Origin of the sequence: Clostridium fermenticellae, assembly GCF_003600355.1 — a bacterium.
GTDB lineage: Bacteria > Bacillota > Clostridia > Clostridiales > Clostridiaceae > Clostridium_AV > Clostridium_AV fermenticellae.
In genome coordinates this window covers 1,926,462-1,942,778 of sequence record NZ_CP032416.1, presented here as the reverse complement: position 1 = coordinate 1,942,778, position 16,317 = coordinate 1,926,462, and the positions used below count along the sequence as shown (strand labels likewise).

15 protein-coding genes are annotated in these 16,317 nt (G+C 32.5%); 14 read left to right on the top strand and 1 reads right to left on the bottom strand.

All coding sequences use genetic code 11. From position 1 onward, the window contains the following. The 11 genes from fliQ (at position 1) to D4Z93_RS09020 (ending at position 9,782) form a co-directional block, all read left to right on the top strand. Positions 1–270 carry a flagellar biosynthesis protein FliQ gene (fliQ, locus tag D4Z93_RS09070; protein WP_119972794.1) on the top strand — a complete coding sequence of 90 codons (270 nt, stop codon included), beginning with the start codon at positions 1–3 and terminating at the stop codon, positions 268–270. Between the two features lie 24 nt (positions 271–294). Then, positions 295–2,121 (top strand): fused FliR family export protein/FlhB family type III secretion system protein, encoded by a 1,827-nt coding sequence (locus tag D4Z93_RS09065; RefSeq protein WP_119972791.1) that lies wholly within the window; start codon positions 295–297, stop codon positions 2,119–2,121. Positions 2,122–2,199: 78 nt separating this feature from the next. Next, positions 2,200–4,215 carry a flagellar biosynthesis protein FlhA gene (gene flhA, locus D4Z93_RS09060; protein ID WP_243106002.1) on the top strand — a complete coding sequence of 672 codons (2,016 nt, stop codon included), beginning with the start codon at positions 2,200–2,202 and terminating at the stop codon, positions 4,213–4,215. After that, positions 4,216–5,415: a flagellar biosynthesis GTPase FlhF gene (flhF, locus tag D4Z93_RS09055; protein ID WP_119972786.1), complete on the top strand. Its 1,200-nt coding sequence runs from the start codon at positions 4,216–4,218 to the stop codon at positions 5,413–5,415. Further along, positions 5,412–6,293: a MinD/ParA family protein gene (locus D4Z93_RS09050; RefSeq protein ID WP_119972783.1), complete on the top strand. Its 882-nt coding sequence runs from the start codon at positions 5,412–5,414 to the stop codon at positions 6,291–6,293. Before flhF ends, D4Z93_RS09050 begins: the two co-directional genes overlap by 4 nt. A 97-nt stretch (positions 6,294–6,390) precedes the next feature. Continuing rightward, on the top strand, positions 6,391–7,116 hold the full coding sequence (locus D4Z93_RS09045; RefSeq protein WP_119972780.1) for a FliA/WhiG family RNA polymerase sigma factor: 726 nt from the start codon (positions 6,391–6,393) through the stop codon (positions 7,114–7,116). A 27-nt stretch (positions 7,117–7,143) separates the two neighbouring features. Further along, entirely contained in the window at positions 7,144–7,596 is a 453-nt protein-coding gene (locus D4Z93_RS09040; RefSeq protein WP_119972778.1) for a DUF6115 domain-containing protein, read from the top strand. Beyond that, the gene (locus tag D4Z93_RS09035) at positions 7,596–7,796 is read left to right on the top strand and encodes a hypothetical protein (RefSeq protein WP_119972775.1); all 201 of its coding nucleotides are present in this window, start codon (positions 7,596–7,598) and stop codon (positions 7,794–7,796) included. Before D4Z93_RS09040 ends, D4Z93_RS09035 begins: the two co-directional genes overlap by 1 nt. Beyond that, on the top strand, positions 7,793–8,560 hold the full coding sequence (locus D4Z93_RS09030) for a flagellar hook-basal body complex protein (protein WP_119972773.1): 768 nt from the start codon (positions 7,793–7,795) through the stop codon (positions 8,558–8,560). Before D4Z93_RS09035 ends, D4Z93_RS09030 begins: the two co-directional genes overlap by 4 nt. Before the next feature lie 30 nt (positions 8,561–8,590). Next, positions 8,591–9,379, top strand: coding sequence for a flagellar hook-basal body complex protein (locus tag D4Z93_RS09025; protein WP_119972770.1), 789 nt, complete (start codon positions 8,591–8,593; stop codon positions 9,377–9,379). Between the two features lie 82 nt (positions 9,380–9,461). Next, a complete protein-coding gene (locus D4Z93_RS09020; RefSeq protein ID WP_119972767.1) occupies positions 9,462–9,782 on the top strand; it encodes a hypothetical protein in 321 nt (106 codons plus the stop codon). Between the two features lie 23 nt (positions 9,783–9,805). On the opposite strand, the gene D4Z93_RS09015 is transcribed toward D4Z93_RS09020, so the two are convergent. Then, on the bottom strand, positions 9,806–11,440 hold the full coding sequence (locus D4Z93_RS09015; protein WP_119972765.1) for a putative manganese-dependent inorganic diphosphatase: 1,635 nt from the start codon (positions 11,438–11,440) through the stop codon (positions 9,806–9,808). Between the two features lie 530 nt (positions 11,441–11,970). Here D4Z93_RS09015 and hpdB point away from each other — a divergent pair. The 3 genes from hpdB to hpdA are packed head-to-tail and all read left to right on the top strand — an operon-like array spanning position 11,971 to position 15,919. Continuing rightward, positions 11,971–14,664 (top strand): 4-hydroxyphenylacetate decarboxylase large subunit, encoded by a 2,694-nt coding sequence (gene hpdB / locus D4Z93_RS09010; protein WP_119972762.1) that lies wholly within the window; start codon positions 11,971–11,973, stop codon positions 14,662–14,664. Between the two features lie 36 nt (positions 14,665–14,700). Further along, positions 14,701–14,961, top strand: a complete 261-nt coding sequence (gene hpdC, locus D4Z93_RS09005) for a 4-hydroxyphenylacetate decarboxylase small subunit (RefSeq protein ID WP_119972759.1) — start codon at positions 14,701–14,703, stop codon at positions 14,959–14,961. A gap of 4 nt (positions 14,962–14,965) precedes the next feature. Next, positions 14,966–15,919, top strand: a complete 954-nt coding sequence (hpdA, locus tag D4Z93_RS09000; protein WP_341466766.1) for a 4-hydroxyphenylacetate decarboxylase activase — start codon at positions 14,966–14,968, stop codon at positions 15,917–15,919. Positions 15,920–16,317 lie beyond the last annotated feature (398 nt).

Sequence of the window (16,317 nt, the reverse complement as noted above, 5' to 3'; positions counted from 1 at the left end):
ATGAGCGAAAACATGATAATGAGTATCATAAAGGATGCAGTGCAAACAGGTCTTATGGTATCTGCTCCAATACTGATAGTTTCAATATTAGTTGGTCTTATCATAAGTATATTTCAGGCAACGACGCAAATACAGGAGCAGACACTTACTTTTGTACCAAAACTCATTGCGATAGCTTTTGTTGGAATTATAACAGGAAGTTGGATGCTGCATCAGATTGTTGCTTTTACAGAGAGAATTTTTGGATACATAGCACATATAACACAATGATATGATAAGGAATAGGTGAACATTTTGATTGATACAGTATATTTCACAGCACTTGTTTTGATAAGCATAAGGTTATTTTGCTTTTTCATAGTGGTTCCAATATTTTTTCCAAATGGAGTACCTAATATAGTTAAGGTTGGAATTTCACTTATAATGGCATATATTTTGATACCAGGTATAAATTATACCGGGATAAACAATATAAACAGCAGTATACCATTTATTATGAATTGTGTAAATGAAGCGGCAATTGGATTTACTTTAGGAACTATAGTTAATTTCTGCTTTATAGCTGCAAGGTTTGCAGGAAACCTTATGGACATGCAGATAGGTTTTGCCATGATGTCACAGTATGATCCAACATCAAACAGTAATACTACACTGATAGAGCATTTACTTTATTGGTTTAGTATGGTTATTTTCTTTGCAGTTGATGGACACCATATGCTTATCAAAGCACTTATAAGCAGTTTTGATGTTGTAAAACTAGGGCAGTTTGTGCTGACACAAAATTCTATAACATTTATAATAAAAGCTTTCATAGAGTTTTTTAATATAGGGCTCAGGATAGCAATACCAATTGTTTTAATACTTTTTATGACAGATTTAACTATGGGACTCATAGCAAGAACTGTTCCACAATTGAATGTAATGATTCTTGGACTTCCGATAAAGATATTAGTTGGATTTGCTTCTATATGTTTAGCTCTTCCAATAATTGCACATATAATTCAGAATTCTTTTTATGAAGTTCAGGATGCGATAAAAGGATTCTACAAAACCATACCGCTTATTTTAATATTTGCTACTGATGACAAGACAGAGGAAGCAACTCCTCATAAGAAAAGTGAATCAAGAAAAAAGGGACAGATAGCTAAAAGTAAAGAACTTAGTTTGGCATTTACGCTTCTTGCTTGTACAATAACATTACTGGCCTTTGGGTCTTATGCTGGAAGCAGCTTAAAAGCAACTATGATTGCCTTTTTAAACAATTATTTAAATCAGAGTTTAAGCTATAACAGTGTAAAGGAGGTCACCTTGATCATGGTGATCAGAATTGCGGCAGTTTTTTTGCCAATTACGTTGCCAATTATGCTTATGGGGATACTTGTAAATTTTATTCAAACAGGAGCTTTATTTACAACAGAACCTTTAAAACCAGACTTTTCAAAATTAAATCCTATAAATGGTTTTAAAAGAATGTTTTCAATGAGATCCTTTATGGAGCTAATTAAAGACATAGCTATAGTTTTAGTTGTTGGAATTATAGGTTTTAAATTTGTTAAAGAGAATTATACATATATATTGACACTTGGGAACCTTAATCCTCCGTTTATATTAGAGGCAATTGGAAAACTAACTGTAAGTATATTCTTTAGAATAACATTATGTATGGTTATTATATCTATAATTGATTATGTGTTTCAGAGATATCAATATAATAAGGATTTAAAAATGTCCAAGCAGGAAGTGAAAGAAGAATTTAAGCAAGATGAAGGAGATCCTCAAATAAAAGGTAAGATAAAACAAAAACAGAGAGAGATGGCAACAAGAAGAATGATGCAGGAAGTACCTAAAGCAACAGTTGTTGTAACAAATCCTACTCATATTTCAGTAGCTTTAAAATATGAAAAAGGTAAAAATAGTGCACCAGTAGTTGTAGCAAAGGGAGCAGATCTTATTGCTCTTAAAATAAAAGAGATTGCTAAGGAAAATGATGTACCTATAGTTGAAAATAAACCTTTGGCAAGGCTTATATATTCAGAAGTAGAATTGAATAGAGCGATACCAATGGAAATGTACCAGTCTGTAGCTGAGATTATAGCACTAGTTTACAGCACAAAAAGATAATTTTTATTTGATTAACCTAGGGGTGGTATTTTGGCAAGTAAGAGGAAATTTAACATAAAAGACAATGCAGATATAATAATGGCTTTTGTGGTTATACTGGTAGTTTTAATGATTATAATACCAATACCGGCAAAGCTTCTGGACATATTTTTGGCATTTAATATTACAATGTCGGTAGTTATAATACTTTTGACCATGTTTACAACAGAAGTGCTTCAATTTTCAATATTTCCAACGTTATTATTAATTACTACTCTTTTTAGACTGTCTTTAAATGTATCATCTACAAGATTAGTATTAAGAGATGCATATGCCGGAGAGGTAATAAATGCATTTGGAAGTTTTGTTGTTGGAGGAAACTATGTTGTTGGAATAATAATATTCTTAATAATAATAATAATACAGTTTGTAGTAATAACAAGCGGTGCAACAAGAGTTTCAGAGGTATCTGCAAGATTTACTCTTGATGCTATGCCTGGTAAACAAATGAGTATAGATGCAGATTTGAACTCTGGTTTGATTGATGAACGAGGTGCAAGGAAAAGAAGATTAAACCTTCAGCAGGAGGCAGACTTTTATGGTGCCATGGATGGTGCATCAAAGTTTGTAAAGGGAGATGTAATAGCATCTGTGATAATTACTACTATAAATATAATAGCAGGTATCATTGTTGGAGTTTTAATGAAAAGTATGGATATCTCAACTGCTGCACAAACTTATACAAAACTTACAATAGGTGATGGTCTTGTGAGTCAGCTTCCTGCACTTTTGATATCTACAGCATCAGGTATACTTGTTACACGTTCTGGAAGCAACGAAAATTTTGGTAATATGGCGGTAAGGCAGCTTACAGGTTTTCCTAAGGTTATAGCTATAACTTCAGCGGTGCTACTTTTTTTATCTATAATACCGGGACTTCCACATATGTCATTTTTCTTTCTGGCTGTATGCTGTGCTATAGCGGCATATTTATTGTATAAAGACGCAAAAGAACAACAGATACAGCAGGTTGAAATTGAACAGCAGCAAATAACAGAGACTGAAAGCAAGGAACCTGAAAATGTTATGAATTTAATATCAGTTGAACCTATGGAGATTGAAATTGGTTATGGACTTATTCCGTTAGCAGATGAAGCTTCAGGGGGAGATTTACTTCAAAGAATAACTTCTGTAAGACGTCAATGTGCGATAGAAATGGGTATAATTGTACAGCCTATTAGAATAAGAGATAATCTTCAGCTTAAGACTAATGAATATGTTATAAAGATAAGAGGGACAGTAATTGCAAAAGGAGAACTTATGCCTAATATGCTTCTTTGCATGGATCCTACAAGCAGCGAATTTGAAATACAGGGTATTAAAACTGCAGAACCATCCTTTGGACTTCCTGCTGTATGGATAAATAATGATCAAAGAGAAGAAGCTGAAATAAAAGGGCTTACGGTTGTTGATCCAACAACGGTTATGGTAACGCATTTGACTGAAACAATAAAGAATCATTCATATGAGTTGCTTGGAAGACAGGAAGTTAAATTATTAGTTGATTCGGTTAAGGAAAAATACAGTACAGTTGTCGAAGAACTTATACCGGATCTTATGACTATAGGTGAACTCCAAAAAGTACTCCAAAACCTATTAAGAGAGAGAGTACCTATAAAGGATATGGTTACAATAATGGAATCACTTGCAGATAATTCAAGAATGACAAAGGATATAGAGACTTTAACTGAATATGTTAGGTTTGCACTTGGAAGGAGTATATGTAATCCGCTTATAGATGAAGATGGGAAAATAACAGTAATTACTTTAGATCCTAAAATAGAAGATCTTGTTGCAAATAACATACAAAAGTCTATGCAGGGATCTTTTCCAGCAATAGATCCAGATACTACTTCTAAGATATTGAGCTCTTTAAAAAGTATGCTTGATTCGTCGTATTTTTATGAAAACCAACCTATAGTTATGGTATCACCTAAAATAAGACCTGCTTTTAGAAAACTTATAGAAATGGTTTTCCCGGCAATTAATGTACTGTCGCTTAATGAGATACCAAATGATGTGAAAATAAAAACTGAAGGGGTGGTTGCGATATAAATGATAGTAAAAAGATATGTAGCTGCTAGCATGGGGGAAGTTCTTAATAAAATAAAATATGAACTTGGGAATGATGCGATTATAATAAGTCAAAGAAGGGTCAGGAGGAAAGGGGGATTCCTTGGACTGTTTTCAAAAAAGGGAGTTGAAGTCACCGTAGCAATAAATGACAATAGCGGTTTACAAAATAAAGCGGATGATAATATTAATGTTCAAAATAGTATCAATGCTATAAAAAGAGTTATAAATAAAACAATTGATCAAAATGAAGTTTCTAAAGATACATCTTATCAGGTTAAAAGAAATAATATTAATACGGGTCCGATTGGAGTCAATAAAGGTATATATAGTAATGATATTATAAATAAGAATAATGAGAATCTTATATCAGAGATGCGTGAAATGAAGGAAATGCTCGATGAAATGATGCATAGATCACTTAAAGATTCAAAAAGTGAACTTCAGGTAAATTTAGAAAATGCTGATATTGATGAAAATATAGCAGAGGATATATTGAATAAAGTTAAGACAATTAAGGATGATAGGACTCAAAAAGATAAATTAAAGGAGGTAATCAAAAATAATATAACTGTTACAGACAGAGAATTGAAGGATATTGTTATATTAGTAGGTCCTACAGGAGTTGGAAAGACAACTACAATTGCAAAAATGGCTGGAAGGCTGGCATTAGTTGAGAAGAAAAGGGTTGGATTGTTAACTATTGATACATATAGGATAGGGGCAGTTGAACAACTTAAGACATACGCTGATATTATGAATATACCATTTAGGGTTGTTTTTACAATAAAAGAAATGGAAACCGCTGTAGAAAGTATGAAGGATTGTGATGTTATTTTAATAGATACTACAGGAAGAAGCAGCAAAAATGTAATGCAGATATCCGAACTTAGGGCTTTTATGAAAAAGGTAAATGTGAGTAGTGTACATCTTGTGGTAAGTTGTACTACTAAAAGCAGAGACATTGATATAATAGCAGATGGATACAGATGTTTGAACTATGACAGTGTAATAATAACTAAGCTAGATGAGACATCTACATATGGATCGATATTAAATATATGCAATAAAACTTTAAAACCAATAAGTTTTGTAACTACAGGCCAAAATGTACCGGATGATATAAGATTAATGAATTCAAGTGAATTAGCAAGTTTAATATTGAGAGAGGATACGCTATGATGGATCAAGCTGATAGATTGAGAGAACTTGTAAAAAAAAAGACAGAGAAAAAAAATAAAGCTATTTCAAAGAAAACTCAGTTACCTAGAATTATAACTGTAACGTCAGGAAAAGGTGGAGTTGGTAAAAGTAATTTTGTTGTAAGCTTATCAATATATCTTCAGAGAAATGGCAATAAAGTACTGATATTTGATGCTGATATGGGGATGGGCAATGATGATGTTATTATGGGATTTTTACCTAAATATAATGTATATGATGTAATATTTAATGATAAAAAGATAGAAGAGGTTGTTACTGAGACTCAATTTGGTGTGAAATTACTTCCGGCAGGTAACGATGTATCTAAATTTGAAGAGGTAACGCACGAGCAGAGAACAAAGTTTATAGATAAGCTGTCAATTTTGGAGGATGTAGACTATATAATAATAGATACAGGTGCTGGAATTAATAGAAGTGTACTTGCCTTCATAGCTTGCTGCGAAGAACTTATAGTTGTTACCACACCTGAACCGACATCGCTTACGGATGCATATAGCCTGCTTAAAGCGGTAAATTATTTTAAACTCAAGGACGACATTGAACTTGTTGTGAATAGAGCTGCAAATGAGGAGGATGGAAAGCACACTTATGATAAGTTTAGCAGTGTAGTTAGGAGATTCCTAAACATTAAGTTAAATTACCTGGGAAATATGAGTGATGACAAGAAAGTTTCTCAATCAGTCAGGATGCAGCAGCCATTTTTAGTAAAATACCCATATGCTAAGGTATCACTTGATCTAGAAAATATAGCTAATAAGATTATGGGGCATAGTGGAAATAAGAAAGGTACAACTGTGCAGGGACTGTTTAGGAAACTGTTTAATATTTTTTCATAAGGGGTAGAATTTGATGGAAATAGAAGAAATAATACCTATATTATTTAATATTAAGAGAGATCAGATGAAAAATGGGGCAAGGGAGGAATAGGTTTATATGGTATTAGCAGGAGATTTAGATATAAGAGGAGAACTGGTAAAAAAGTATATACCTTTAGTTAAATATATTGCTTCAAGAGTCATAATAGGAAAGACTAAATATATAGAATATGAAGATCTAGTAAGCTATGGAATGATAGGTCTTATGGATGCAATAAATAAATTTGATGAAAGTAGGGGAATGAAATTTTCTACATATGCGTCTATAAGAATAAAAGGGTCAATGATAGATGAAATAAGAAGAAATAGTCCTATATCTAAAGGAGCTATGGACAAGCTAAACAGATACAATTCTGCGATTGAGAAATTACAAAAAATACTAGGAAGAGAACCATCCGATATGGAGATAGCTAGTGAATTAAATATATCTCTAAAGGACATGGTGCAAATTGAAAATTATATAAATTATATATCCATTGTATCACTGGAGGATTTGATTTTCTCAGAAAAAGACGATATTCCTCTTATGAGAACAATTCAAGATGATAATAGCCCAAGTCCTGAAAAAATAATAGAAGAAAAGGAAAAAATAGAGTATCTTACTAAAGCTCTAGACATGCTATGTGAAAAGGATAAGCTTGTGTTATCACTTTATTATTATGAAGGGTTAACTCTTAAAGAAATAGGAAAAGTTTTGAGTGTATCAGAATCCAGGGTATGTCAGCTTCACAGCAGATCTATTCTTCATCTTAGAAAAATGATGGAAAAATTAAAATATATCTAGAGTAATTGATTTTAAAGGAGCGTCAACATGAATGCTATTATACTTATAGTGCTTGGTGTTTTTTTAATAGTTTTTAATGTAAGGGCTGTTAAAAATGATAAGAAATCTTTTGACGGTATTTTAAGTGACAAACAGAACAATGTCAAAGATTATGAGGTAGAAATTACAAAGCTGAGAGAAGAATTTTCTAATACAATATTAGAACTTCAAAAAGAAATAGAAGATTTAAAGGCAAGACCCATAAAGTATGAAGGAAAAGATTACGAAATAATAAATAATGTTTCTAGAAAAAATAAAAATAATGGAGAAAAACTGTCTAAGATATATGAAGGAAAAGTTCATAACAAAGTTTCAAATGGAGTAAATGTAAATGAAATAAAAGAACTTCTGGATTCAGGTATTTCTATTGATGATATATGCAAAAAATTAGATATGAATAAGGGGGAAGTATTATTAGTAAAAGAATTATACGTAAAATAATGCTGCTTATAGATTTTTTTAGTGATAGAAAGCTTCTTATAGGGATTGGAATAGGAATTGTTGCAGCCACATTTGTAATGCTTGGAACTAAGGTAAGTTATCAAATGAGCAGAGCTCAGATTGAAGATAAAGCTAGAGGTATGGGGATGATATACCCACAGGAAGTTAAAGTTATAAATGATAAGGGAGTGAGCAAATGATAAGAGGTATTTACACGGCTGTTTCTGGAATGATTACTCAGGAGGCTAAACAGGATATTATAACCAATAATTTAGCTAATGTTAATACAGTTGGATTTAAAAAAGATGATTTAGCCGTACGAAGTTTTGATGATATGGTTATACAAAATTATGATAAGGTTGTTGGCGGCAAAAATATAAGAAATATAATTGGAACCTTGAATAACGGCAGTGAAATTGATTCTGTAAATACAGATTATACTTCAGGGACTATACAGTCAACGGGTATATCTACTGATTTCGCAATAGATGGAAGGGGATTCTTTACAGTAAATAGAAATGGACAAAATTATTATACCAGGGATGGACATTTTCATGTAAATCCACAAGGATATTTGGTTACAGATAGTGGTGATTATGTTTCATGTGAGCAAAATCAAAGATTATTTGTTGGAAATAATGAAATCTCATGTGATCCCGGGGGGAATATCACTATTTCAGATCATAATGGGAATGTTGTTGGACAGGATAAGTTTGCCACAGTAGATTTTGATGATTACAATAATCTACAGAAAATTGGAGATAATCTGTTTGAAGGAAATAATGCACATACCGCTAATGTGACAGTTAAGCAAAATAGTCTTGAAAGGTCTAATGTTAATACTGTAAATGAAATAGTAAATATGCTCACTACTATGAGGACTTTTGAAACAAATCAAAAAGTAGTTCAGTCTATAGACGAGACTTTAGATAAAGTTGTGAATCAAGTTGGAAGTGTAAAATAATTTAAAGTTTAATTTTTTGGAGGGTTTCTAATGCTTAGAATTTTATGGAATAGTCAAAGTGCTATGAATGCAGAGCAGGATAAGCTTGATGCTATATCTAACAATATTGCAAACTCTACAACAGCAGGATATAAAAGAGAGACGGTTGGTTTTGAAGACCTAGTATATGAAACACTTAATAGAACAGGATATCCAAACAATGGGAATAATCCTAAGGAACCAATAAATGGTACAGGTGTTAAAAGCACTGAATGGATAAGAGATACATCTGAAGGTACTATTCAAGCAACTGGTATTAGTACCGATCTGGCAATAGAAGGTGATGGATACTTTAGGGTGACCCTGTCAGATGGAACAAAAGCTTATGAAAGAGCAGGAAGTTTTAATATAGATAGTACAGGGACTATAGTAGATAAAAATGGTAATAAGCTTGACATTGTTATGACAGAAGAAGGTTCTGAACTTAAAAACTCCGGTACTTTTCTTACACCAGAAAATTTTAATGTTTCGCCTGATGGAAGTATATATTTGAATGAAGATAATAGGTCAATTCTATATGGAAAAATAAACTTATATGTGCCTGTAGGACAGACTGCCTTCAGGTCAATAGGAGACAATCTATATAAACCAGTGGATGGAGCTCAAATACTTACATCAAATGCGAAGATACAGCAAGGGGCACTAGAGGGCTCAAATGTAGATATGTCTACTGAAATGACAGATTTGATTGTGGCACAGAGAGCTTTTGAGATTGCTTCAAAGGGAGTTCAAACAGCAGATGAGATGTGGCAGCTTGTTAATAATATGAAATCAAGATAATAATATGAAATGTAAATAATAATTTTAAAATATAGGCATATAATTATATTGTTATAGTTTTATTTTAGGAGGCTTATATTTTATGAGAAGGGACAAAAATAATTCCAAAACATGTCCTATGATGCATAATATGAAAACTAAAGGGATGATGATGTGCCCTATGATGGGTGGCAGTCAACAACAGATGTCAAATAGCATGTACAATAATAGTATGATGTATGAAGAAGATATGGAAATGATGGGATGTCCTATGATGCATCAGACTATGACTATGTGTCCTATGATGATGCAAATGCAAATGATGAATTGTTATAATAACAGGCCTATGTGCGGCATGAAAAATGCATGTGATATGGATAATATCAAGATGAGAACAGTAGATGCGAGTGATATAGAAGATTAAAAAAACTGCCTTTAGGCAGTTTTTTATTTTGCGAGAGTATTTGTCAGTGGTGGTATAACTTGTTTTTTTCTAGATAGTATACCAGGAACATATGCGCTGTTATTTTTTAAATTTATATTAAATGCTTTTTCAACTATATCTGTTTTTTTGCCTGCTGCAATCAATTCTGAACCTCCGTCAAGAATGTTTGTGAGCATTAAGAGCATTAAATCAAATTTTTCATTAGAGCATCTGTTTTCCATAAGTTCCATAATATCGTGCCTTATTGTTTCAAATCCTTCAGTATCCATAGTTGAGATTTGTGAAACTCCAATCTTTGTTCCACTTAGCATAAATTCTTTAAAATCCTGATTTAAGATTTCATCAGGTGTTTTACCTTCCAGAGATGAACCAGCTTTGAACATTTGCTTTGCAAAAGTTTCAGGATCTATATCTGCTATGTTTGCTAATCTCTTAAGCATGTGTTTATCAGTATTTGTTGAAGTAGGAGATTTGAATAACAATGTATCTGAAATAATTGCAGCACTCAGTAAACCAGCAACTTTTTTAGAAGGCCTTATACCATTTTCAAAGAACATGGAAGCAATTATTGTAGCAGTACAACCTACAGCTTCATTTCTGAAGAATATAGGAGAAGAAGTTTGGATATCAGCTATTCTATGGTGATCTATAACTTCAAGTATTTCGGCATCATCTAGTCCATGAACCGATTGACTTTTCTCATTATGGTCAACCAGTATGACCTTTTTCTTTTTTTGGGATATTAAATGATATCTTGATATACTTCCCACAATTTTATTTTGTGAATCTACTACTGGATAACTTCTATATCTTGTTTTAAGCATCGCCTGTCTTACATCTTCAGTAAAATCATCTGTTTTAAATACTAACAAGTCTTTTTTGGTCATTATGTAACTTACCGGTATGCTTTGAGTTATAAGTCTAGAAGCAGTGAAGGTATCATATGGTGTAACAATTACAGTAGAGTTAGTTGTTTTACACTTTTTAAGCACTTCTTCATCTACCTTATGATTGCCGGCAATTATTATAAGGGAAGCTTTTGAATTAATTGCAACATTTTGTGCATCATTTCTGTCGCCGCAGATTATTATATCGCCTTCTTCTATGACTTCCTTTGCACTTTCAGGTCTCATGGCAGCAACTACCACTTTACCGGTGAATTTAACATTATCATTTGGTGCGTAGATGCATTTAGCAGAAAGTGTATCTATAATGTTTTCAAGTTTAGTACCACTTTTTTCAATAACATTATTATCCCAAATATCCATATAGCATGAAGTTATGTTTGATTGAGATGCAAGTCCTATTAGTCTGTCTTCATCATCTACAACCGGAAGTGTTTTTACATTGTTTTTTTTAATTATTGACCATGCAGTTTTTAATGATGTATCCGGACAAATAGGAGATACACTATCAAAATCCAGGTCAGCTACTTGTGATTTTACTGTTTTGACTAATTTTGGCGGATTAACCTTAAAGTAGTCGAGTGCAAATTGGGTTTCTCTGTTTATATCTCCGAGGCGAATAGGGATTGCATTCATTCCCAATTTGTTTTTTAGTTCCGAATAAGATATAGCAGAACAAATTGAATCTGTATCTGGATTTCTATGTCCTGTTATATATATAACATCTTTCATTTATATGTCTCCTCCTGGGTTAAAAGTTTTTACATTTAAATTTATATGTATACATTTCTATTATATCCAATAATATCACTTTATCAATATATTTTAAAGTAGATATAGTTTTATCTAGTTTCATTGAGAACTTATAGATGAGAGAAGCAAATAAAATTGATGACTGTGATTTTAAATTATAGGGTTTGTAAATGAAAGCTTAAGTTATACTCCAGTTGACATTTCCAAAATTCGTCACCTAAAAAATTTCTAATAAGTCTAAGTTCGTATTTATAAAAATCTAAGCAGATTTTATAAACTCGCAGGCTCAAACATATAAAATCTACTAAGATTTTCAAAAATACTTCACTAAGGCTTACTAAAAAATTTTTTAATATGCCTACATATTGGAAATGCCAGCTTACGTATAATTTAAGGTTTCATTTACAAACCCTATAAATAGTGTAATTTACACTATCAGGTGATCGAAAATAAATAATATAATAACTTTATAGATTCAAGAAAGATAGATAAAGGAGAGTGTTGTTTTGATGAATGTTACTGAAAGTAAACTTGAAGATGTTTTAAAAAGCCGTGGAATTGACATGGCAAATGTAAATAATCTTTCAGAAGCAGATATTCCAGAGGCAAAGAAAAGTACTCAAAAGCTTATGGATATCTATTATACTTTAAAGGTTACTGCAGATATGGAAGCTGCATATTGGTATAACAGAACTTGGTGGGAAAATGATGGCGAAGTGATTGAAGTAAGAAGAGCTAAAGCTGTAGCTGCTTCATTATCACACATGACACCTACAATTTTACCTTATGAGAAACTTGTTATGAACAAGACAAAGAATGTTAGAGGTGCATTTCCATTTCCCTGGGTTTGTTCAAGTTTTTTTAATGTCCAGGCAGAAGCTTTAATGAATGAAGTTGATGCTCCAGAAGAAAATGAAGCTGATTCAGTAAGTGTTGTTGGAGCTGGCGGAGGTAATGTTACTGAAAGTTATGGAAACGTTATTTCTATTGCTAAAAAATTTGGTATGAGGAAAGAGGAAATTCCTGCACTAGTTAAAACATCAAAGCCCTGGAAAGGGATTTCAGTAGAAGAATTAAGTGATAAGTATTCGAAGATGACACCAGGATATGGTCAATTTAAAAATATCATGGAAAGTGTTATCTGTATGTTCGATTCTTTTGCAATTCCACAGGGACGTGAAGTAATTAACTATTATATGCCTTTGCAATATGGTTTCGATGGAATTATAAAATTGTGTGATGAAAAAATTGCTGAAGTTATGGGTGAAGCCGGTGATGATGGTGATTTTGGTATGGGCAGAGGTTATTACTATGCTGCAATGAAGGAAATTACTAAAGGTTTAAGTGCATGGTGTGAAAATTATTCAAAGAGAGCAAAATATTTAGCATCTATTGAAACTGATTCAGAAATTAAAGCTAACTACGAAAAGATTGAAGAAGTTATGGGAAATATTGCTCACAAAAAGCCTGCAAATTTCTGGGAAGCACTTCAGATGACACTTTGCTGCCATTTAGGTGTTGTTAATGAAGATCCTCAATCCGGACTTTCGATTGGAAGACTTGGACAAGTACTAGAGCCATTCTATGAAAAAGATATTGAGGATGGTATTATGACAGATGAAGAAGTAATTGAGCTTCTTGAGTTATACAGAATTAAAATTACTTGTATCGAATGTTTTGCATCAGCTGGTGTATCTGGTGGAGTTCTTTCTGGCAATACATTTAATAACCTTTCATTAGGCGGGCAAAATTACGATGGTCTTTCAGCAGTTACTAAACTAGAATATTTAATTATTGAAGCAGGTATGAGAAACAAAACTCCCCAGCCTACATTAAGTATACTATATGATGAAAAAACACCAGAAGATTTTCTTATGAAAGCAGCTTCTTGTACAAAACTTGGTCTTGGATACCCTGCATGGATGAATAACCAGACAGGTATGAATTTTATGATGAGAAACTATGGACCGGAGGGAATGGATATTCATGATGCAAGGGCATGGTGTCTTGGAGGATGTCTGGAATCTGCACCTGGATGTTTCCTGCCGCTTGAATATAATGGAAAGGTAACAATGATTCCTGGAGGTGCATCTCCTACATGTGGTACAGGTGTTCATTTTATTGGTATGCCTAAAGTACTTGAACTTGTATTAACAAACGGTTTGGATAAGAGAACGGGAAAACAGGTATATCCACCACACAATAAGAAACTTGATTCCTATGAAATAGTAATAGACCAATGGAAAGAGTACATGGAACTTACTACGAATGTTGTAAATAAGTGTAACAATATTCAAATGGATATTTGGAGAAAATACAATATGCCGGTGGTTAATTCCCTGTTAAAACCTGATTGTTTCAAAAAAGGTAAACACATTGGTACTATGGGAGCAAGATACAATTCATGTATTAATTTTGAATCCTGTGGTACTATTACTTTTGTAAATTCACTTACATCTATTAAAAAGAATGTTTTTGACGATAAGAAATTTACAATTGAAGAAATGACAGATTCAATGCTCAATAATTTTGGATTTAAGACTGCATATGAAACAGGAGTATTCTCACCTGATTTCAGAGAAAGCACAGATAAAAGCACTAAATATGAAAAAATATTTGCAGCATGTGTAAATGCACCAAAGTATGGTAATGCTGATAAGTATGCAGATGAAATTTTTAAAGCATATCATTATTATATGTATGATATGATACATAAATTTCATTCATATTATGGAAAGCCTCTATATTTGTGTCAGATTTCAGTATCAACACATGGACCTCAGGGGTTTGTAACATTGGCTACAGCGGATGGAAGACTTGCAGGAACAACATATTCAGATGGTTCTGTATCTGCAGCGGCAGGAACAGATAAGAATGGTATATATGCTATATTTGAATCTGCGACAGTTTATGATCATTCAATGCACCAAAATGCACAGATGAATTTAAAATTACATCCATCTGCAGTTAAAGGTATCAGTGGAACAAGAAAACTTCTTGATCTTGTACGTGCTTATATGAGAAAAGGCGGATTTCATGTTCAGTTTAATGTTGTTGATTCTAAAACCTTGAGAGATGCCCAGCATACACCGGATAAATACAGAGAACTTATGGTACGTGTAGCTGGATTTACTCAATATTGGTGTGAAATCGGTAAGCCTATTCAAGATGAAGTTATTTATAGAACTGAATATGATAAATAATAAATCATACTAAAAATATTAATGGAGGTAATAGCAATGCGTCACTATGATTGTAAAAATTATATAAATCTAGATTGTGAAAAGGGTCTTTGTGCATTAACAAAGGGAATGGTTCCTATTGATGGTGAAGGAAGCGATGCTTGCCCTAATTTTAAGCTGGCTGAAAAATGTGGAAACTGCAAAAATTTCTGCAATGCAGATAAATACGGATTAGGAACATGTACAGGCTTAGAAAAAGAAAACTGGGCGTACGCTACTTGTGGTGCATCTGCATGTCCTGGATATAAAGCAGAATAAGGTAATGAAAGGTAATGATATGAAGGAAAAAGGTTTAATATTTGATATACAAAGCTTTTCTGTACACGATGGACCGGGTTGCAGAACCAGTGTATTTTTTTCAGGGTGTCCCCTTAACTGTAAATGGTGTGCCAATCCTGAAAGCTGGATTAAAAGAAAACATATTATGGTTGCAGAGAATGTATGCAAGTGGAAAAGTGGCTGCCGTGCATGTATAAATGTATGTCCGCATGATTCAATTAAATTTAATGAAGATGGAAGGTTAAGAGTATCCTTAGATATTTGTGGAAAGTGTGATACTTTTGACTGCGTTGATATTTGTCCTAATAATGCTTTGAAACAGTGTGTTAAGGAATATACTGTGGATGAACTTATGATGATTTTAAGACGTGATTTTAATAATTGGGGTTCTGATGGAGGAGTAACCTTTACAGGAGGAGACCCTTTAATGCATCATAAGTTTTTGATTGAAGTATTAAAAAAATGTTACAAGTACCAGATCCATAAAGCAATTGAAACCAGTGGATATGCGGAGCAGGAAGTATTTTTAGAGGTATTAAAATATATTGATTTTGCATTTATTGATGTAAAAAATATGGACAGAGAAAAACATAAACAGGGAACTGGAGTCTATAATGATTTAATACTTTCCAATATTGAAGCACTTAAAAAATTCAATTGGAATGGAAGGCTTGTTTTAAGACAACCTACTATATCAGGATATAATGACAGTGATGAGAATGCATACAAGCTAATTGAATTTATGAATAAAAATTCTCTATATGAAATCAATCTTTTGAAGTTTCACAGATTGGGGGAGACAAAGTGGAATCAATTGGGCAAAGAATACGAGTACAGCAAGCATGGAGATATGACAAATGATAGGATGGAACATCTTCAGCAGTTATACCTGAACAATAATATAGCTTGCTATATAGGTGATAATACACCTTTTTGATTTTATAGATGAAAGCTTAAGTTATACTCCAGCTGACATTTTTAAAATTCGTCACTTAAAAAATTTCTAGTAAGTCTAAGTTCGTATTTATAAAAATCTAAGCAGATTTTATAAACTCGCAGGCTCAAACATATAAAATTTACTAAGATTTTCAAAAATACTTCACCAAGACTTACTAAAAAATTTTTTAATGTGCCTACATTTTGGAAATGTCAGCTTACATATAACTTAAACTTGGAATTACAGGCTATGAAACGAATATAAATAATGGAAGTAATATCCATTTTAATAGTTATTTCAATGGTTGTCGTGTATATATTATATAGAAAAGATAAGAAAACCTAAAAAATAAATTATCCACTAGAACTTGACACAAACTTTTAACTTTAAGCATTACT

Coding starts and splice junctions, on each gene's coding strand:
- D4Z93_RS09040 (WP_119972778.1), top strand. CDS start 7,144: ATGAATGCTATTATACTTATAGTGCTTGGTGTTTTTTTAATAGTTTTT.
- D4Z93_RS09025 (WP_119972770.1), top strand. CDS start 8,591: ATGCTTAGAATTTTATGGAATAGTCAAAGTGCTATGAATGCAGAGCAG.
- hpdC (WP_119972759.1), top strand. CDS start 14,701: ATGCGTCACTATGATTGTAAAAATTATATAAATCTAGATTGTGAAAAG.
- D4Z93_RS09045 (WP_119972780.1), top strand. CDS start 6,391: ATGGTATTAGCAGGAGATTTAGATATAAGAGGAGAACTGGTAAAAAAG.
- D4Z93_RS09035 (WP_119972775.1), top strand. CDS start 7,596: ATGCTGCTTATAGATTTTTTTAGTGATAGAAAGCTTCTTATAGGGATT.
- D4Z93_RS09015 (WP_119972765.1), bottom strand. CDS start 11,440: ATGAAAGATGTTATATATATAACAGGACATAGAAATCCAGATACAGAT.
- flhF (WP_119972786.1), top strand. CDS start 4,216: ATGATAGTAAAAAGATATGTAGCTGCTAGCATGGGGGAAGTTCTTAAT.
- D4Z93_RS09020 (WP_119972767.1), top strand. CDS start 9,462: ATGAGAAGGGACAAAAATAATTCCAAAACATGTCCTATGATGCATAAT.
- D4Z93_RS09050 (WP_119972783.1), top strand. CDS start 5,412: ATGATGGATCAAGCTGATAGATTGAGAGAACTTGTAAAAAAAAAGACA.
- hpdB (WP_119972762.1), top strand. CDS start 11,971: ATGAATGTTACTGAAAGTAAACTTGAAGATGTTTTAAAAAGCCGTGGA.
- hpdA (WP_341466766.1), top strand. CDS start 14,966: ATGAAAGGTAATGATATGAAGGAAAAAGGTTTAATATTTGATATACAA.
- flhA (WP_243106002.1), top strand. CDS start 2,200: ATGGCTTTTGTGGTTATACTGGTAGTTTTAATGATTATAATACCAATA.
- D4Z93_RS09030 (WP_119972773.1), top strand. CDS start 7,793: ATGATAAGAGGTATTTACACGGCTGTTTCTGGAATGATTACTCAGGAG.
- fliQ (WP_119972794.1), top strand. CDS start 1: ATGAGCGAAAACATGATAATGAGTATCATAAAGGATGCAGTGCAAACA.